Source organism: Kribbella sp. NPDC006257 (genome assembly GCF_040613535.1).
In the GTDB taxonomy this organism is placed as follows: domain Bacteria; phylum Actinomycetota; class Actinomycetes; order Propionibacteriales; family Kribbellaceae; genus Kribbella.
In genome coordinates this window covers 37,407-58,311 of the sequence record NZ_JBEXSJ010000023.1, presented here as the reverse complement: position 1 = coordinate 58,311, position 20,905 = coordinate 37,407, and the positions used below count along the sequence as shown (strand labels likewise).

7 protein-coding genes are annotated in these 20,905 nt (G+C 68.2%); 2 read left to right on the top strand and 5 right to left on the bottom strand.

Going from position 1 to position 20,905, the window contains the following annotated elements:
- Together ABZ004_RS25860 and acnA are read right to left on the bottom strand one after the other, a co-directional pair.
- A complete protein-coding gene (locus ABZ004_RS25860) occupies window positions 1-576 on the bottom strand; it encodes a DUF3558 family protein (RefSeq protein ID WP_355683569.1) in 576 nt (191 codons plus the stop codon).
- A 193-nt stretch (window positions 577-769) separates the two neighbouring features.
- Window positions 770-3,550, bottom strand: a complete 2,781-nt coding sequence (gene acnA / locus ABZ004_RS25855; protein WP_355683567.1) for an aconitate hydratase AcnA — start codon at window positions 3,548-3,550, stop codon at window positions 770-772.
- A gap of 229 nt (window positions 3,551-3,779) precedes the next feature.
- Between acnA and ABZ004_RS25850 the strand changes: the two genes are divergently transcribed.
- Window positions 3,780-8,540, top strand: a complete 4,761-nt coding sequence (locus ABZ004_RS25850) for a LamG domain-containing protein (RefSeq protein ID WP_355683565.1) — start codon at window positions 3,780-3,782, stop codon at window positions 8,538-8,540.
- 32 nt (window positions 8,541-8,572) lie between these two features.
- Window positions 8,573-14,425 carry an RHS repeat-associated core domain-containing protein gene (locus ABZ004_RS25845; protein ID WP_355683564.1) on the top strand — a complete coding sequence of 1,951 codons (5,853 nt, stop codon included), beginning with the start codon at window positions 8,573-8,575 and terminating at the stop codon, window positions 14,423-14,425.
- Between the two features lie 45 nt (window positions 14,426-14,470).
- Here ABZ004_RS25845 and ABZ004_RS25840 read toward each other — a convergent pair whose 3' ends face one another.
- The 3 genes from ABZ004_RS25840 to ABZ004_RS25830 form a co-directional block, all read right to left on the bottom strand.
- Window positions 14,471-15,676: a Fic family protein gene (locus ABZ004_RS25840; RefSeq protein ID WP_355683562.1), complete on the bottom strand. Its 1,206-nt coding sequence runs from the start codon at window positions 15,674-15,676 to the stop codon at window positions 14,471-14,473.
- 83 nt (window positions 15,677-15,759) lie between these two features.
- On the bottom strand, window positions 15,760-16,692 hold the full coding sequence (locus tag ABZ004_RS25835) for an LLM class F420-dependent oxidoreductase (protein WP_355683560.1): 933 nt from the start codon (window positions 16,690-16,692) through the stop codon (window positions 15,760-15,762).
- A gap of 10 nt (window positions 16,693-16,702) precedes the next feature.
- Window positions 16,703-20,881: a hypothetical protein gene (locus ABZ004_RS25830; RefSeq protein ID WP_355683558.1), complete on the bottom strand. Its 4,179-nt coding sequence runs from the start codon at window positions 20,879-20,881 to the stop codon at window positions 16,703-16,705.
- Window positions 20,882-20,905 lie beyond the last annotated feature (24 nt).

Sequence of the window (20,905 nt, the reverse complement as noted above, 5' to 3'; positions counted from 1 at the left end):
CTAGCCGCGGGCGAGGATCTCGATCATGAAGCCTTTCGCGGTCGCGATGCTCGCCTTGCTGCCGGCGCCGGAGACCTCGATGCCGGTCACCAGTCCGCCGAGCAGCGCCGCGCCGTACCAGATCGGTACGCCGCTGACGGAGGCGCCGATCGCGAAGGCCTCGTCGGCGATGCCTTCGAGATCCTTGCGCCCACGGGCCTTCCGGGCCTTCGCGGCCGCGATGATCTTCTGCGAGAAGGCCGCGTAGTACTGGCCGTCGGCCCGGGTGATCGTCACCGTGCCGTGCGCGGCCTTCCACGTGCACACGGAGTACGGGCCTTGCTTGCTGACGGCAACCTTTCCGACCTTGAGGCCGAGGACGTCGCTGATCTCGGCGGTCGTGAACCGCTCGCACAGCGTCTTGCCGGCCACCCGGACGACCGGCTGCTCGTCGTCAGGCACGCTCGGCGGGGCAACCGGCGCAGACGACTTAGGCGTGATTGTCGGACCGGCGACCGTCGGTCCATAGGTGCTCGGTTCCTCTGCCGCACATCCAGCCAGTACTACGGCCGCCAGAGCCATCGAGATCGTCGTCATGCCCCGCATTGCATTCCCCCTGCATCACACCCGGCCACCCCAGCCGGAAACACGGCCACAATTCCACGTGCTTGTTACGGGCAGCCGCCCTACGGATGAACAGCTCAGAACACAAGCAAAGGGAAGGAAGGCGGGGTGGTGGGACAACAAAACCGGCCCCCAGGAAAGGGGGCCGGCATTGTCGGTCAGTGAATCAGTTGGCGATCAGCGAGCGCAGAACGTACTGCAGGATGCCGCCGTTGCGGTAGTAGTCCGCCTCACCAGGAGTGTCGATCCGTACGACGGCGTCGAACTCCTTCGTCGACCCGTCGGTCCCGGTGACCTTGACCTTCACCGTGCGCGGGATGGCGCCGTCGTTCAGCGCGGTCACGCCCGTGATGTCGAAGGTCTCCTCGCCGGTCAGGCCGAGCGACTCCGCGTTCTCGCCCTCGGGGAACTGCAGCGGCAGGACGCCCATGCCGATCAGGTTCGACCGGTGGATCCGCTCGAAGGACTCGGTGATGACGGCCTTCGCACCGAGCAGGGCGGTGCCCTTGGCGGCCCAGTCGCGCGAAGACCCGGAGCCGTACTCCTTGCCGGCCAGGATCACCAGCGGCGTACCGGCTTCGGCGTACGCCTCGGAGGCTTCGTAGATCGACGTGACGGGCGCGTCGGGCTTGGTGAAGTCGCGGGTGAAGCCGCCCTCGGTGCCGGGCGCGATCTGGTTACGCAGCCGGATGTTGGCGAACGTGCCCCGGATCATCACCTCGTGGTTGCCGCGGCGCGAGCCGTAGGAGTTGAAGTCCTTGCGATCCACGCCGTGCTCGGCCAGGTACTTGCCGGCCGGGCCGTCCGCCTTGATCGCACCGGCCGGGGAGATGTGGTCGGTGGTGACCGAGTCGCCGAGCTTCGCCAGCACGCGGGCACCGGCGATGTCGGTGACCGGCGACGGCTCCTTGGCCATGCCGTCGAAGTACGGAGGCTTGCGCACGTACGTCGAGTCGGCGTCCCAGTCGAACGTCTTGCCCTCCGGCGTCGGCAGCGACTGCCAGCGCTCGTCGCCGGCGAACACGTCGGCGTAGTCCTTGGCGAACATCTCCTTGTTGATCGAGGAGGCGATCACTCGCTCGACCTCGTCCGCGGCCGGCCAGATGTCCTTCAGGAACACGTCGTTGCCGTCGGTGTCCTTGCCCAGGGCATCGGTCTCGAAGTCGAAGTCCATCGTCCCGGCGAGCGCGTACGCGATCACCAGCGGCGGCGACGCGAGGTAGTTCATCTTGACGTCGGGGTTGATCCGGCCCTCGAAGTTCCGGTTGCCGGACAGCACGCTGACGACGGCGAGGTCGGCTTCCTGGACACCGGCCGAGACCTCCGCCGGCAGCGGGCCCGAGTTGCCGATACAGGTCGTGCAGCCGTAGCCGACCAGGTGGAAGCCGAGCTTCTCGAGGTACGGCGTGACGCCGGCCTTGTCGTAGTAGTCGGTGACCACCTTCGAACCCGGCGCCAGCGAGGTCTTCACCCACGGCTTGGAGGTGAGACCCTTGTCGACCGCGTTCTTCGCGAGCAGTGCTGCGGCGAGCATCACCGACGGGTTCGAGGTGTTCGTGCAGGAAGTGATGCTGGCGATCACGACGTGCCCGTGGTCGAGCTCGATCTCCTGGCCGTTCAGGCTGATCTTGGTCTTCTTCGACGGGCGGCCCGCGTCTCCCGTGCCGTGCGGGACGTGCGGCTCGTCGTCGGTGTTGCCGTGCCCGTTCGGGGCGTCACTGGCCGGGAAGCTGCCGAGCTCGGACGGGTCGACCTCGAGCTCTTCGGTCGCGTAGTCGACGAGCGCGCCGCGGAAGCCTTCCTTGGCCTCGCTCAGCGCGACCCGGTCCTGCGGCCGCTTCGGGCCGGCGATCGACGGGACGACCGTCGACAGGTCGAGCTCCAGGTACTCCGAGAAGCGCGGCTCGACGTCGGGGTTGTGCCACAGCCCCTGCTCCTTGGCGTAGGCCTCGACCAGCGCGACCTCGTCCTCGCCGCGGCCGGTGAGCCGCAGGTACTCCAGCGTCACGTCGTCGATCGGGAAGATCGCACAGGTCGAGCCGAACTCCGGGCTCATGTTGCCGATCGTGGCCCGGTTGGCCAGCGGGACCGCCGCGACACCGTCGCCGTAGAACTCCACGAACTTGCTGACCACACCGTGCTTGCGCAGCATCTGGGTGATCGTCAGGACGACGTCGGTCGCGGTGGCGCCGGCCGGCACCGAGCCGGTCAGCTTGAAACCGACCACCTTCGGGATCAGCATGCTCACCGGCTGGCCGAGCATCGCGGCCTCGGCCTCGATGCCGCCGACGCCCCAGCCCAGTACGCCGAGGCCGTTGACCATCGTGGTGTGCGAGTCGGTGCCGACGCAGGTGTCCGGGTAGGCCTGCCCGTTGCGGACCATCACGGTCCGGGCCAGGTGCTCGATGTTCACCTGGTGCACGATGCCGGTGCCCGGCGGGACGACCTTGAACTCGTCGAACGCGGTCTGGCCCCAGCGCAGGAACTGGTACCGCTCGCGGTTGCGCTCGTACTCCAGCTCGACGTTGCGCTCGAACGCGTCCTGGCGGCCGAAGACGTCGATGATCACGGAGTGGTCGATGACCAGTTCGGCCGGCGCCAGCGGGTTGATCTTGGTCGGGTCGCCCCCGAGCTCGGCGACCGCCTCGCGCATGGTGGCCAGGTCGACGACACACGGCACGCCGGTGAAGTCCTGCATGATCACCCGGGCCGGGGTGAACTGGATCTCGGTGTCGGGCGCCGCGTTCGCATCCCAGTTGCCGAGCTTGGTGATGTGCTCGGCGGTGATGTTCGCACCGTCCTCGGTGCGCAGCAGGTTCTCGAGCAGCACCTTGAGCGAGTAGGGCAGCGTCTCCGCGCCCTCGATCCCCGCCAGCCTGAAGATCTCGTACGACTTTCCGTTGACTTCGAGTGCACCCTTGGCACCGAAGCTGTCGACGCTCGCCATCAACCCGCTCCTCTATCCGGTCCTGTGTCCGCTACGCCCATCCTGCCGAGCCCTCGGCCCGGCCGGAAGGTCAGGTTGCCCTAACCTCCCCAGCAAACTCTCTCGACATCAAGATACACGACATCGAGCCACTTCCGCCCGCATGTTTCGACGTTCGCCGAAAAGGTGGCGGCGGGGAGTCGGCTTCTGGTCTGATCCAGTTTCATCAGGCACTGGGGTGGGAGATGGCGTGGTTACTGAGATCCGTAGCAATCGCAGGGTGAACGGCCGGTTCCTGGTCGCGGCCGTCGCGGCGGTGGTGCTGGCGGCGGGGGTCACGGCACCCCAAGCGGCAGCCAGCACCGGTGCCACAGCCGGAACCGGTGCCACAGCCGGAACCGGCGCCACAGCCGCCGAGCAGTCGACCGCCAGGCTGGCGACGGTGACCGAGGCACCGGACACGGCGACGGCGCTCGCGGCCGCGCACCTGCAACAGCGCAGTGTGCCGATCGCCGCGCTGACCACGCCGACCCGGCGGGTTTCGGCCAAGCCGGACGGCACGATGCAGGCCGAGCTCAGCCCTGTCCCCGCCTGGGTGAAGCAGGGCAATGCCTGGGTGAACGCCGACCCGACGCTGCGGAGGGCGGCCGACCACACGGTCACTCCGGCCGCGGCCCAGCTCCCGATGCGCCTCTCCGCTGGTGGCTCGGCGCCGATGGCCACCATCGGTACGCCGGGCCGGTCGTTCACGCTGAGCTGGCCCGGTGTCCTGCCCGAGCCGGTCTTGGACGGGGCGAAGTCCACCTACCGCGAGGTGTTACCGGGAGTGGACCTGGTGCTGATCGCCGACGTGGGCCAACTGTCCCAGCATCTCGTGGTCAAGAACGCCGCAGCCGCGCGCAATCCCGCACTGCGCTCGATCCGCCTCGGACTGCACCTCGACGGACTGACCGTGCGGACCACCGCCGCGGGCGCAGTGCAGGCCCTGGACCCGGCAGGCAAGGTGGCGTTCGAGGCGCCGCCGTCGACGATGTGGGACGCGAAGGGCCGACCGGCGAAGGTGGGGGTCGCGGTCGGCTCCGGCACGGTGACCCTGAGCCCGGACCGGGCGCTGCTCACCGACCCGCACGCCGCGTTCCCGATCACCATCGACCCGGCCTGGCGGACCCCCGACTGGGAATGGGCCAAGGTGTTCAGCGGCAAGGGCAACACGTCGTACTGGTGGGGCGGGCAGGACATCGAGCCGGACACCGGGGCCAACTGGGGCAAGGTCGGCTACTGCGGTTTCACCGGATGCAACGGCATCGACACCGCCCGCACCTACTTCCAGTTCGACACCAGCTTCATGAACGGCAAGACGCTGATCAAAGCGACCTTCAGCGCCGCCATCGCCTACAGCCCGGACTGCACGCACACCCCGCTGCACGAGTTGTGGATCGCGAACAACACCATCAACGGCGGTCTCACCTGGAACAACCAGCCCGGCGGCACGCGCGTCGACTGGGCGGCCGCGGGCAACGAGTACCCCGGCTGCGCCAACGGCTATCAGAGCATCGTGTTCAACGTCGGCGCCTACTACAGCCCGACGAACCGCTCGGTGTATTCGATCCGGGCGTCCAGCGAGGGCGACAAGAACGCCTGGCGCAAGTACGACGTCTCGAAGACGCGGCTGCGGTTCGACTACAACTCCACGCCCAACGCGCCCACAGGGCTGAGGATCGACCCGGTCCTGCCCGCGCCGTGCAAGTGGTGCGGTGGCATCCCTTATATCCACGACCAGTCCGTCCGGTTGATCGGCACGCTGTCCGACCCGGACAACGACCAGCTCAACCCGGACTGGGACGTTTTCAGCAAGCAGCCGTCGTCCACCGACGACGCCGGAGACGTCGTGAACGAGCGCGGGCCCGCGTTGGCGTCCGGCGCCACCTTCAGCCGGACGCTCGACCTGACCGGCCTGGACGGCAAGCAGCTGTGGTGGAAACTCCGAGGCTGGGACGGACTCGCCGGCGGACCCCGGGTGACCTCGGACAAGACGTTCGCGGTGGACCGAAGCGGGATCGCGACCTTGCCCGGCGTCGCCGGTGATCTCTACACGACTGACGACAACGCCTGGCACGGCGGTGTCGGGGTGCCAGGCAAGTTCACCTTCACCCCGTTCACCGGCAGTGGCGCCGCGCCGGCGGACGTGAAAGACATCGACCACTACGAGTACGACTGGCACGCCGATCCCAAGACGCCGGTGGATGCCGATGCGCTCGGCGGCAGTGCGGTCCTGTTCATCGCACCTGAGAAGGACGGTCCGCAGACGCTGTACGTGCGCAGCGTGGACCGCGCCGGGAATGAGAGCCCGACTTTCGAGTATCACACCTACGTGCGGCCCGGCAGCGGTCCGGTGGCGCACTGGCCGCTGAACGGCGACCCGAGCGACACCTCGGCGCTGCGCGGACACGACGGAACATTGAACGGTGCCACCAGTTTCGCCGACGGCGCGGACGGCAAGGCGCTGACCCTGAACGGCAGCGGGTATCTGTCCGCCCCGAAAGCGGTGCGCACCGATCTCAGCTTCTCGGTGTCGGCCTGGGTGCGCATCGCCGCGCGCCCGGCCGGTGACACCGGCGTACAGACCGCCGTCTCCGGGAACGGCATGGTCAACAGCGGGTTCATGCTGAACTACCGCAACGATCCGGCCGGGGACAGGTGGGAGTTCCACCTGCCCAGCGCGGACCAGGTTGCGCGTAATGCGGATACCGTCTTGCGCAGTACGTCATTTGCACGGCCCGGCGAGTGGGCGCACCTGGCCGCCGTGTACGACGTGGTGACGCGGAAGGTACTGCTGTACGTCAACGGTGAGCCGGCCGGGTCGATGGTGCGCTCGGGCGGGTTCGACGCCGGCGGCGCGATCGAGCTCGGGCGGGCCCGGTGGGAGGGCAACGTCGTCAACGCGTGGAACGGCTCGATCGACGACGTCCAGGTCTTCGACCGGGCGCTGACGCCGTCCGATGTGCAGTCGATCGTGCGTCAGGCCGACGTGGCCGTGGACCACTTCACGTTCGACGACACCGGCTCGGGCAGCACCGTCCAAAACTCCGTCGCGGGCGGCGCGGCCGGCACGCTGCAGGGCGGCGCGCAGCTCGCCGGCCACGGTGCGGTGAACCAGGCGCTGATGCTCGGTGGCACCGGCGACTACGTGTCGGCGCCGAACGCGGTGCGCACCAACTCCAGTTTCGCGGTGTCGGCGTGGGTGCGGGTCGCGGCCCGGCCAGCCGGTGACACCGGGGTGGTGACGGCACTCTCGCAGGATGGAACGTCGTACAGCGGGTTCCTGCTGAGCTACCGCAACGACCCCGGAGGGGACAGGTGGGAGTTTCATCTGCCCAGTGCGGATCTGGCGCAGCGATCCTCGGACACGGTGCTGCGCAGCAGCGTGCTCGCGCGGGTCGGCGTGTGGACGCACTTGACCGGCGTGTACGACGCCCCGACCAACAAGGTGATGCTCTACGTCGACGGCGTACCCGCCGGCTCCATGACGCGATTGGGCGGTTTCAACGCGACCGGCGAATTCAAGGTCGGGCGGGGCATGTGGGACGGCAACAACGCGGTCAACCCGTGGAACGGCTCGGTGGACGAGATCCGCGTCTACAGCCGGACGCTGTCCGATGCCGAGGTCCAGGGCATCGTCAGCCGCGACGCCGTCACGGTGGGCAAGTGGCGGCTCGACGGCAACCTGCAGGACAGCTCGCCGCGCGCCGTGACCGCCACCCCGGACGGCACGCCCAGCTACACCACCGGGCAGGTGGCCATGCCCGACCCGAACGACAAGGCATTGGCGTTGACCGGCACGGCCCAGTCGACCGTGTCGACGCCACACGCGGTGGACACCGATCAGAGCTTCTCGGTGGCGGCCTGGGCTTGGGTCGACCGGCTCGGCGGTAACCAGACCGTGGCCTCACAGGACGGCGCCAACGTGAGCGGGTTCCGCTTCCGTCAGTGCGGCGACCGATGGTGCTTCGTGATGTTCCCCAAGGACGTGAACACCTCGGTGGGAGCAGTGGAAGCGGCCTCGAGCGGCACCGCGCAGGCCCGGAAGTGGACGCATCTGGTAGCGGTCTATGACGCCGCGGCCAAGAAGATCCTCATCTACGTCGACGGCGTGGTCGCCGGCTCAGCGGCGTACACGAGCACGTGGAACGCCGGCGGGTCGTTCCACATCGGCGCGGCCGGGCCCGGTCTCGGCGAGTTCCTGACCGGGGCGATCGACGACGTGGTGGTGTACTCGCGAGCCCTGACCGCCGGTGAGATCCCGGCCCTGTCCGGCCGAGACGTTTCGCTGGTGCACAAGTACACGTTCGAGGAGGGCAGCGGCAGCAGCACCGCGGATGCAGCGGGTGGGCGGCCCGCGACTTTGAAGCCCGGCGCGACGTTCACCTCGCAAGGGCAGATCGGGGGCGCGCTGAACCTCGACGGCACCTCTGGATCGGCCACCACGACCGGAGTCGATCTGGGCACCGATCACGCCTTCACCGTGTCGGCGTGGGTCTACCTGTCGAGCAAGCCGTGCGACCTGTCCGATCCGGCCACTGTCTGCAAGGCCGACGCCGTCACTGTCGATGGCAGCAACACCAGCAAGTTCCGGCTAGGGCACGTCATCGACGGGGACAATCACGCCGACGGCGCCTGGGTCTTCGAGATGCCCGAGTCCGATGCCCTCGATGCGAAGGTCACCAAGGCGGCGGTGTCCACTCTGTCGTCCGAGCTGGATCGCTGGACCCTGCTGACCGGCGTGTACGACCCGGCCCAGAAGCAGTTGTGGATCTATGTCGACGGCACCCGGGTCGGTGCCGGCGTGCTGCTCAATGCCTGGCCCAGCAGCGGTCCGCTGGTCATCGGTCGCGGCAAAGCGGCCGGTCAGCAAGCGGAGTTCTGGCCCGGTCGGGTCGACGACGTGCTGCTCTACAACGTCGCGATGACCACCGACCAGGTCTCGGCCCTGCGTGACTCCTACCAGAAGTGACCCGTCCCACTATGACCTCGAGGAGCTGCATCATGCGCGGTCCCGCCCGTAGGCGCCCGGCTCTGCGGACCGTCGCCGCCGTGTTGTCGGTACTGGTCGCCGCCACGGCGCTGACCGTGCCGGCATCGTCCGCAGCGGCGGCGTCCGGTCCGTCGGTCACGCCGCCCGACACGACCTCCACCCCGGTGGACCAGCAGTCCATGGGCGCTCATGCCCAGGATCCGGCGAGCAAGAACGAGCTGCACGGCAACCAGACGCCACCGAACGGCCCCACGGACGGCGGCGGGACCAGCAAGGCCAGCCCGCTGTCCCCGTCGGCGACCTGGTCGGTGTCCGCGCAGTCCGGCAACTTCTCCTGGAAGTACCCGCTGCGGCTGCCGCCCGCGCCGGGCAACTTCGTCCCCCAGCTGGGGCTGGCCTACTCCTCGTCGGCGATCGACGGGCGGACCAGCGCGACGAACAACCAGCCGTCCTGGGTCGGTGACGGCTGGGACCTGTCGGCCGGGTTCCTCGAGCGCAGCTACATCCCCTGCGCCGACGACACCATGGGCGGCACCACGCCACCCAAGGTGGGAGATCTGTGCTGGCGCAGCGAGAACGCAACGGCCAGCTACGGCTCGCACGCCTCCGAGCTGGTGCGCGACGACAAGAACGGCACCTGGCACCCGCGCGCCGACGACGGCTCACGGGTCGAGCAGAAGTTCGGCGCCGGCAACGGTGACGACAACGGCGAGTACTGGAAGATCACCACCGTCGACGGCACGCAGTACCTGTTCGGGTCGGACAAGGACGCGCACTCGACCTGGACGGTGCCGGTGTTCGGCGACGACGACAAGGAACCCTGTCACCAGACCACCTTCGACGCCTCGCACTGCGTCCAGGCCTGGCGGTGGAACCTGGACAAGGTGATCGACCGCAACGGCAACGTGATCAAGTACCACTACGCCGAGGAGACCAACAACTACGGGATGGACAAGAAGGACGCCGCGACCGGGTACGTCCGCGGCGGCACGATGACCTCCGCGGAGTACGGGCTGCGCGACGACTCGTCCGACAAAGCGTCCGCCCGGATCGACTTCACCACCGGCAACCGATGCGTCCGGGACAGCGATTGCACGCTGAAGAGCGACGGCACACCGGCCAACAAGGACAACTGGCCCGACGTACCGTGGGACGACCAGTGCAACGCCACGCCCTGCAAGGACAAGTACTCGCCGTCGTTCTGGACCACCCAGCGCCTGACCGCGATCACCACCAAGGTCTGGTCCGCGACCGAGAACAAGTACAACGACGTCGAGTCCTGGACGCTCGACGGCCAGTTCCCCGACCCCGGCGACGGCGAGAAGGCCGCGCTGTGGCTCAAGGGCATCACTCACACCGGCCTGGCCGGTGGCACGCCGGTCGCCCTGCCCCCAGTGACGTTCGACGGCAAGGCGTACCCCAACAAGGTCGTGACCGACGATGCGTTCGGTCCGCTCAACCGGTACCGGGTCGTCGCCGTGAACAGCGAGGCCGGCGGCATCATCTCGGTGAACTACGCGCCATCGGACTGCACCGCGACCAACGTCGGTGCGATCAAGCCGGAGTCGAACACGTTGCGCTGCTTCCCGATGACCTGGGCGAAGCAGGATTTCAGCGAGCGCACCGACTACTTCCAGAAGTACGTGGTCGCCTCGGTCGCCCAGTCCGACCGGATCTCGGCCAACCCCGAGGACGTCACCGAGTACCAGTATCTCGACGGCGCGGCGTGGGCCTTCGACGTCTCCGAGCTGGCCAAGGACAAGAACCGGAACTGGAACCAGTTCCGCGGCTACGGCAGGGTCCGGATCAAGCACGGCACTTCGGACAACCCCAGCGGCCCGATCACCATGACCGAGCAACGCTTCTACCGCGGGATGGATGGCGACAAGCAGCCGGCGAACAGCGATGAACGGCCGACCGGCGACAAGCTGCCCACGGCCGCCCGAACGGTGTCGGTGAAGGACTCCGACGGTGGGTCGCGGACCGACGACCTGTGGCTGAGCGGGCAGACGTACGAGACCCAGACGCACGACGGCACCGGCGAGACCGTCGTGGCGAAGACGATCACCACTCCGGACGTGCAGGGTCCCAGCGCGACGCGGGGCACCATCACGGCGTACCGGGTGAATCCCGGGACCACGAAGGACTTCACCCTGCTGGCCGGCGGCGGGTGGCGCACAACGAAGAAGGTGCAGTCGTACGACGAGTTCGGGCAGGTCACCCAGGTCGACGATCAGGGCGACACCGGCAAGACCGACGACGACCGGTGCACCACTACGGCGTACAACCGCAACACCGATGCCTGGCTGGTGAGCCTGATCGCACGGACCGAGACGGTCGCCACGAAGTGCGGAACCGCCCCGGCGTTCCCCGGCGACGCGATCTCGGCCACCCGCTACGCCTACGACACCACCACCAAGATCACCGATCCGCCCAGCAGTACCGCGTTCACCGACCCGCCCAGCAAGGGCAACGTCACCCGGACCGAAGTCCTCGACCAGCGCCCCGCCGGCTCGACAGCCCCGACCTACTCGCTGAAATCGACCGCGGCCTACGACAAGTACGGACGGGCGACCTCGGCCGGTGACGCGCTGGGACATGTCACCGGCACCACCTACTCCCCCACCACCGGTGGGCCGGTCACCTCCGTAACGACCACCAACCCGCTCAACCAGGTCAGCACCAGCACCCTGGAAACCGCCTACGGACAACCGGTTCTCCAGACCGACGTCAACAACCGCAAGACCGAAATCACGTACGACGCGCTGGGCCGCAAGACCGAGGTGTGGCTGCCCAACCGGCCACGAAGCAGCAACACCACCGGCAACCAGCGCTTCAGCTATAGCTACCCGCCCCTGAAGAACGGTCCGGTAGCGGTCCGGACCAGCCAGCTCAACCCGAACGGCACCGGCTACAACACCATTGTCGCGCTGTACGACGGGTTGCTGCGGCTGCGCCAGGAGCAACGTCCGGCGCAGCGGGGCGGGCGGCTGATCACCGACACCCGCTACGACAGCCAGGGCCGCAACTACCGCACCACCAAGCCCTACTTCACCGATTCGCCCGTGGACGACAAGCTGACCGTGGCGCACGTCGACGAGCTCACGCAGACAAGTGACGTCAATATCCCTTCGCAGGAGGTCACGACGTACGACGGGGCCGGCCGGGCGGTGAAGGTCACCACCATGGGCGGTGCCGACGAGCTGTGGCACACCTCCACCAGCTACGGCGGCGACCGGACCACCACGGTTCCACCGGCGGGCGGAACCGCCACTACCACGTTCACTGATGCTCGGGGTCGTACTACCGAGCTGCGTCAGTACCACCGCACCGCTACCGCGACGAGCACTCCGGCCGACTACGACAGCGCTACGGCGGCCGACTACGACAGCACCCGCTACGGCTACACGGCCGCCGGTGACCAGAATGTGCTGACCGGTCCGTCCGGCACGGTGTGGCGCGACGAGTACGACCTGCATCGGCGCAAGACCAAGGACACCGACCCGGACAAGGGCATCACGACGATGACCTATGACGACGCCGGGCAGCTGCTGACCAGCACCGATGCCAAGATGACCACCCTGGCCTACAAGTACGACGCCCTGGGCCGCAAGATCGAGCTGCACAAGGACAGCGTCGCCGGCGCCAAGCTTGCGCAGTGGACCTACGACACGGCGGTTCTGGGCAAGGGCCTGCCCGCCACCTCGACCCGCTACGTCGACGGAGACCCGGCCAAGGCGTATACGACTTCGGTGGTCAGCTACAACGCGCTCAACCGGCCGTCCAGCCAGACGATCACGATTCCCGCTTCGGAAACAGGCTTGGCCGGCTCGTACAACAGCAAGATCAGCTACAACGTCGACGGCACGTTCGCCGGCAACGCCTACGCCAAGATCGGCGACCTGCCGGCAGAGACGATGACGTACTCGTACTCAGATCTGGGCGTCCCGATCAAGGCCGAGGGCGGCTACAACGGCACGACCGTCAAGTACGTCAGCGACACCGACTACACCCGCTACGGCGAGCTGGAACGTCTCCAGTACGGGGATCCGCACGACCCCGACCACGGCGACCCTGGCAAGCGAGCCTGGATCACGCAGTTCTACGACGACCACACCCGGCGGCCGACGCGCACCATCGTCGACGCCGAGGTGCTCGCGCCTATGCAGACCGATACCAACTACACCTACGACGCCGCCGGCAACGTCACGTCGATCACGAACGCTCCGCTGCAGCAGACCGCGGACACCCAGTGCTTCCGGACCGATTACCTGCAACGCGTCACCGAGGCCTGGACGGCCAACCAGGGCTGCGCCGCCGATCCGAGTCTGTCCGCAACGGGGCCGGCGCCGTACTGGCAGTCATTCAAGTACGACCCGGCCGGCAACCGCACCAAACTGACCGAGCACGGGGCCGCGGGCAACACCGTTCACGACTACACCTACCCGCTGCCGACCGGCGAGCAGCCGCACACACTCAGTTCGGTCAACACCACCGATCCGGCCGGCACGACGAACACCGCCGCGTTCGGCTACGACAAGCTCGGGCAGACCACTGCCCGACCGGCCGGGCAGAAACTCGACTGGGACGCCGAAGGGCACCTGACGCAGGTCACCGAAGGGGCCAAGACCACCAAGTTCGTGTATGACGCCGACGGCAACCGGCTGATTCGCCGGGACAGTACCGGTAGCACCGTGTACCTCGATGGCGAGGAGCTGAAGTACACGGCAGCCAAGACGCTGGAGCCCACCCGCTACTACCTCTTCCTCAGCAAGACCATCGCCGTACGGACCATCGCCGGACTGTCGTGGCTGGCCGGCGACCAGCAGGGCACCGCGCAGGTCGCGATCACCGCGGACACGCTGGCCGTGACGCAGCGCCGGCAGACACCGTTCGGCGCCCCGCGTGGTGCTGCGGTGGCGTTCCCCGGCGAGAAGGGATTCGTGGGCGGCACCATGGACGCCGCCACGGGACTGACCCACCTCGGAGCCCGCGAATACGACCCGCTCCTCGGCAGATTCCTGTCCGTCGATCCGGCCGTGGATACCAACGATCCGCAAACACTCGCCGCCTACACCTACAGCGACAACAACCCCATCGCGAAGATGGACCCTGACGGCCGCTGGTGGGACTGGATCGAAAAAGCGGCCGGCTGGGTCGACCAGCACCGGAGTGCCATTAGCGCCGGCCTCAGCATCGCCGCCTTCGCGATAGCGATGACCAATCCCGTCGGGTGGGTCGCTGGTGCCGTAGTAGCACTCAACGTGGCCAGCTCAGCGCTCACTGCCCTTGACGCCGTCCACTCCATCCAGGACCAGAATTTCTTGGGCTTCGGCATGGATCTCGCAGCGGCGACCTTGGGCGGATATGGCGGCTGGCTCAAGAGTGCAGGAAAGGTCATGCTCGGTACCCCCAAGGCAGCCGCCGGTGCGCTGGATGCGAACCTCGGCGCCGGCGCGGCGACCATCAATGCGTTCAGTGCTGGCATGGCCGAGTCCGACAACATCAAGAACTCGCGGGAGGGATCGCCGGTCAAGTGCTACAACAACGCACCCAACACCCTCGGACTGACCGTCCCGTGTCCGCAGAAGCCGCCGCCGGACCCGAATGATGCCAAGTACTGCAACGGGAACGACCTCGCGAAACCGTCGTGCTGGGCCCCGGTTCCAGCGCCCGCCGCCGCGGGCCCTGGCCGGCCCGGACAACACCACGGCGGAGTCGGCAGCGGCGGCAACTACAACAGCTGGATGAACGACTACACGAACGCGATCGGGACACCTAGCCCGGGATCATCACATTCGCAGGGCAACGTCGGCGGGAACGAGGTCTACCACGTCCCCGGGAAGAACTTGTACTACTACTGATGACTGGCGCGGCCTAGTGCTACAGCTGTAGTACTGGGCCGCGCGTTACTGCACACCGGCCGCGATTCGCATCCCGAGGTCGTCTACTTCGTCCAGCAGGTACGAAGCTCCCCAGACCTGGTTGCGGACGCGCCTGGTCAGCGGACGGATCACACCGGCCGCGTCGAGTCGCTGGATGGCTGCGTAGACACTGCTGGTCGGACCGCCAATCAGCTGCTCGGCCTCCGCCGCGTTGAAGACCGGTGTCGCGATGAGCTCATCCAGCAGACGGGCCGCGGCACTGCCGTGGCGGGGACCGACGACTTCCGTCCACAACTTCGGCAGTTCCTTGATCCGGTGGGCAGTCTGCTGGGACTCTCTGGCCGCCACGGTCGCCGCTTGCACGAAGGCCTGGATCAGCGGTTCGATCCGGCCTGCGCGATACGAGCCGAGGTGATCGAAGTACTCGTCACGACGGGCAACGAGCGCCGAAGCCAGCGGTACGACGACTCGCCGGGTGACGCCGCGACGCCGCAGTACGGTGTTGATCAGTGCCCGCCCGATCCGCCCGTTGCCGTCGGTGAACGGATGGATCGACTCGAACTGGGCATGGACGATGGCGACCTGGGCCAGCACCGGGACGTCGGTGCGGTTGGCAAACGTGATCAGGTCGTCCATGTATCCGGGCACGGTCTCGGGCGCCGGTGGAACGAACCAGGCGATTCGTGGCGAGTAGTCACTGCCACCGATCCAGTTCTGCATATCCCGGAAGCGGCCGGCGTAGGCGCGATCGTGTGGATCGTCGATCATCAGTGCCCGATGCGCCGCCAGCACCTGGTCCAAGTGGAGTTCGGCCCCGTCGTCGACGGAGTTGATCAGCGCCGTCAGCGCCTCGGTCGCCGCGACCATCGACGTGGCGGACGGATTCGACTTGATCCCGTGCAGCGCACGGGCGAAGTCGTCCACCGAAGCCTCGATGTGCTCGATCTTCGAGGAGGCGACCGACTCGGTGCGCAGCAGGAGCGTCTCGAGCGCCTTCAACTCGGTGCCCTGCGCGAAGTCGAGGCCGGCGATCTCCCGCACGCAGCCCTCCATCGCCACCCCCACTGCTGGCGGCAGGCGCACCTCGAGGTCGGCGATCAGCGGCGGTCGCATCGTGACCACCTCGGTCAGCCTGCGGTCTTCCATCGTGCCGCCGCGGTGCACCTGCCGCCACGGGCGAACCTCCGGCCGATGGGCAGGCCAATCCGCCGTGTCGCCGCGAGAGGCCATTTTCGCCGCCCTCACTCGGAACTAGGCCGGAGTTATTCCGACTTAGTTAGCATAACTCGGAATAACTCCGCCGTTGTTCCGAGTTAGCCGACCTGTGGGAGGACGTCTGAGGCGATGAGGTCGAGGTGATCCAGGTCGGTGAGGTCGAGGATCTGGACGTAGTGGCGGGTGGAGCCGGCTTCTGCCAGGCGGGCGAGGTGCTCGACGACCTGGGCCGGGGTACCGACGATGGAGCCGTCACCGGGGTTCTGCGGGTCGCGGCCGATGACGTCGCAGCGGCGCTTCACCTCGGCGTCGTCCTTGCCTACGACAACGGTGTGGGCGGTGGAGAGGACGAGGGTCTCCGGGTCGCGGCCGATCGCCGTACAGGCCTCGCGGACTCGCGCGAAGCGGGCTGCTGTCTCCTCGACTGAGGAGAAGCCGGCGTTGAACTCGGCCGCATACTTCGCGGTCAGCTCCGGCGTGCGCTTCTTGCCGCCGCCACCGACGATGATCGGCGGGTGCGGCTGCTGGACCGGCTTCGGCAACGCCGGCGAATCCTTCAGTTGGTAGTGCTTGCCGTCGAAGTCGTACTTCTCCCCTACCGGCGTGTCCCACAGCCCGGTGATCAGCTCCAGCTGCTCACTCAGCAGGTCGAACCGGCCGGGCGTGTCGGGAAAGTCGAGCCCGTACGCCGCGTGCTCGGACTCGAACCAGCCGGCGCCGAGCCCGAGTTCGGCGCGACCGCCGCTCATCTGGTCGACCTGCGCGACGGTGATCGCGAGTACGCCGGGGTTGCGGAAGGTCACGGGGCTGACCAGGGTGCCGAGCTTGATCCGCTGGGTTTCGCGGGCGAGTCCGGCGAGCGTGATCCAGGCGTCGGTCGGGCCGGGGAGGCCGTCGCCGTCGCCCATCGCGAGGTAGTGGTCGGACCGGAAGAAGGCGTCGAACCCGTTCTCCTCGGTCTTGCGCGCGACGGCGAGCAGATCGTCGTACGAGGCGCCTTGCTGGGGTTCGGTGAAGATCCTGAGCAACATGCGGACCACGCTATCTCGCGGTTGTGTACAACTTCTCCAGGTACGACGGTTGCCAGTCGGGGCCGCGTCCGTTCAGCCTGCGCACCAGCCCGTGGACATCCAGCCGCTGCTCGATCGGGTGGTCCCACCAGTCCGGGACCTGGTCGTACCAGCGATCAATCCGCAACGTCCGGCCGGCCGCATCGAGGCGCGCGAACAGCCAAGCCCCTTGCTCGCTCTGCGACTCCGCGCTCCACAGGTCGGCGAGCAGGTCAGCAAGCCGATCAGCCCCGTACTGCGGGTCGTCGATCTCCGGCGGCTCAAGATCGAACCGGTACGACGGATGCTCGGGATCCAGCACCTGCACCTGGATCGTGAATCCGGACGGCACCACCTTCGTCCGCGCCCGGCACCACTCCCGCAACGCCTCCAACGCAGCCGACTCCTTCGGCCGCGGCCGAGGGCGCTCGTACTCCGCCCGCATCGCCTCCTCGATAGACCCCGGCAACGGCTCAACCCGAGGCCCGTCCGCCACCACCCCCAGCCCAGGAATCGCCACCCCACCCGAACTAGCAGGAGGCGCCACCAACCGCTCAACCTCAGCACCCTCAAACTCGGCCCCACCAGAACCGCCCTCGGCCCCACCAGGCTCGTACTCCGACCCACCAGCACCGAGCTCCGCCCCACCAGGCTCGTACTCGGACCCAGCAGCACCGCGCTCCGGCCCGGCAGCACCGTGCTCCGCCTCAGCGCGCGCATCCTCGGACTCGGCGCTACCCACGGCGGGCATCGACGCGGTGATGTCCGAATCCGCAGACTCAACCTCAACCAGACCTTCAGCCTGCCCGACCCATTCGGCGCGAGATTGCTCAACCTCTTCCTCGGCATCGAGCCGTGCATCCTGCTCCCGCCCACCTCCGAGCGCGCCGAACTGCCGCCCGTCAGCCTGCTCCTCGACCGCACCGTTGAGCGCGTCATACCGCTCGTCTTGCCGCTCCTGAGCACCGTCGCCCACGCCGTACAGCTCATCGACCTGCTGCTCTTGAGCGCCGTCGGGTGCTGAGGACAGCCCACCGAACTGGTCCTCGCGCGGCCGATCCAACGCGTCGTGTTGCTCGTCGTCCCGCGGATCAAACTGCCGGTCGGCTTCTGGGAACCGCTCGGCGGGATGTTCTGCGGAGAGCCCATCCGGTACGTCGTCGCGAACAGCCTCGATCTGCGCCGTCACCTCGACGTCTGAAGTATCCGAACCAGCACTCCACGCGTCGTCCGCCCCGAACCCGTCCGCCCCAGCAGAACGGTCCACCCCACCATCACCGACCAAGCCCTTCGTCGCCTGCCCGTTCGACGCGACCGAGCCGTTCGTCGGCTGTCCGTTCGACGCGACCGAGCCGTTCGTCGACTGCCCGTTCGAAGCGACGGAGCTGTCCAGCTCTACGTGGTCGGCAGCCGAGCCGCCTGCCGTGGATTGTTCGTCCGATGTCGCGGGATGCGGCTGCGCGTCGGCGGCAACCGGCATCTGCGGCTCAGCCGTCGGGTGGAACGGACCTTGCGTCGTCAGGTCGGCGTCCGAGGCGGACGTGGGTTCCGTCGTCAGGTCGGCGTCGGATGCCGGCTTGGGGTGCGCATTCGAGTGGGTGTTGTGGCTGGTTGTGGGGTGGGTGTTAGGGGTGGGGTCGCCTAGTTGGTCGGCGGTCCAGTCGCCGTCGCCGATGAGTTCGTCGTGGAAGACCTCGCCGGCGTACTCGTACCCGTGCTCGCCAGGCTGCAAGTCCGCCGGGTCGATCGGACGGAATCCGTTGGTGAGCAGCGGGCGCTCATAGTCGTCGCCATCCGACTGCTCACTCGTCTGGGCGAACGGCGAGACATCCGACGGGTAGTACTCGTCCTCGTCGTCACCAACAGCCACCAGCCCAGCCGTGACCTCGGCATCCCCGCCCCGATCTTCAGCCGCGAGATCCGCATCAACAGCCCGTACGCCGATGTCGGAACCCTCGACGTGCTCCACCCCGGTGTCGCCGTCGGCGCCCTCGACTTGCCCCGCCCCGGTGTCGCCGTCGCCCCCGCCGGCCTGCGCCACGTCGGCACCGCCGGCCTGCGCCACGTCGCCGTCGCCGTCGCCGTCGCTAACCTGCATCCCGGCGTCGATCCCGTGCGCATCCGCACGTCCGTTGAGCTGCTCCCCGGATCCGGCAGGCGCCTCATCAGCCGAGTTCGCATCAGCGTCAACAACAGCTTCGATCTCAGCAGTCGGTGCATCGTCGTCCGCCTGGTCGGCTCCGGCCGTCGGCGCGAACGGCGACGCCACGGGCAGCCAGTCCGCTTGGGCGCCAGCAGGCGCGAAAGGCGAGGCCGAGGACAGTTGGTCCGATTGAGCGGCGGCCGGCACGAAGGGTGAGTTCGGCGCGGGCTGGGGTGCGGGTGTTTCTGGGTGGCTGGGCGGCCACTCGGGCGCGGCCTCGTCAGCGTCGGTTGGAGCTGTGGGGGCGAACGGTGACGGGTGGCCGGCGGTGGGGGGTTCTTCGATGGGTGGGAGGACGCCGGTGTCGTCGGCGTCGGGGGCGGGGGTGTTGGTGAGGGGGGTGAAGGGGCTGGGGGTGTCGGAGGACCAGTCGGGGGCGACGTCGGTGGGGACGTCCGGGGTGTAGGACGCTGCGGCGGGAGCGTCGGCGAAGAGACTGGCGTAGAAGTCTTCGCCGTCCTCTACGGGGCCGCCGACGCGTGGGGGCTCGGTGGCGGGGAGGCGGCGGTCGCTCAGGTATTGCTCTGGCGTGGGCTGGGTGTCGCCGTCGTCTTGATAGTGACCGTACGGCGCCTGTTGGTACTGCGGCTGGGCGTACTGAGCCGGACCAGGCTCGCCGTACGGCGACTGCCCAGGCTGGCCCTGCTGGAACTGATCCTGGCCACGCTGACCCTGCTCATACTGGTCTCGCCCAGGCTGGTGCAGAGCTTGCCCGGGTTGGCCCTCGTCGTACTCCGCCGGGGCGTACTCGCCTTGGCCGGGCTCCACCGGCCCGTACTCGCCCTGGTGCTCCCCCGGTGCGCCGTACTGGTCGTCTCCGGAGGGGTCCTGCTCGACAGGTTGGGGGCCGACGAGGCCTAGTACGGCGAGGGCGTCGCCGTCGTCCTCCTCGTGCTTTTTCTTGCGGCCGAAGCGGCGGGGCTTCTTGCCGGTGACGCCGTAGTTGTCGGGCTCGCGGCGGGGCTCCGGATCCGGCTGGTACGGCGGTGGTTCCGGGGTGAACGGCGGGTCCGGCTGCAGCGGCGGCTCGGCCGGGAAGGGTGGTTCGGGGGTGATCGCCGGTTCGGGGACGAACGGCTCGCCGATCATCTGGTCGCCGTCGTCGATCGGCATCCCGGTGAACGGACTCACCCCCGGCGGGACGTAGAACGACTCCTCGTCCTCAACCGGCTCCACGAAGCCGGTCGTCTCGGTCGCGAACCCCCCAGCCTCACCAAACCCGCCTGGCCCGGTAGACGGAGGTTCGGCGAAGCTGGCGGCCGTGTAGCCGGCTGACATCCGCCCGCTGCGGCCGAGGTTGTCCGCGTTCACCGCGCCCTCGGCCACGATCCCGTCGCCGAACGCCATCGCCGCCACCAGCGCGGCCCGCAGATCCGGGTCCTGCGGCGACCGCGGCCCGATTCCCAACCGGGAGAACAGATCCCGCAGTACGTCGCCCGTCAGCCCACCCGACGCCGCCGTACGGATCAACGCGACCCCCACCGGCAGCAGCTCGTCCAGCCCGCCCAGGTAGTCGGCCCACTCAGCGGCCCACTCGATCAGCTCCCGAGCAGCGTCCTCGTCCGACGTCACCCACTGCGCAATCGGCGCGAACCCGTCATCAAGCGGCTGCCAGGGATCCCCCGGGTACGCCGCTCGCGCCCAAGTCCCGTTGAAGCTCCCGTACACGAACCCGAGCTGCCCAGCCGCCATTCGCGTCTTGACCTCAGGCTGCCCGATCCACTCCGGCGACCCGGCCAGCAGATCGGCCCCCGCAGTACTGCTGTGCTGCGTGTGGAACCCGAAAAGCACCGCCCTGGCCCCGTCCAGCCGCACCATCCGCAGGTCGGAGCCGGTCTCGTCCTGGTGGTACCACCCGTCGGCATCGGCGTACCAGCGACGGTCGAAGCCGGTGGCATGGGCCACCGCAGCGAGCGCGCTCCAGCGGGCGCGCAGCTCGGCTGGGTCATCCAGGTCGACGAGCGGCATCGAGGTACCAATCCTGCGAACAGA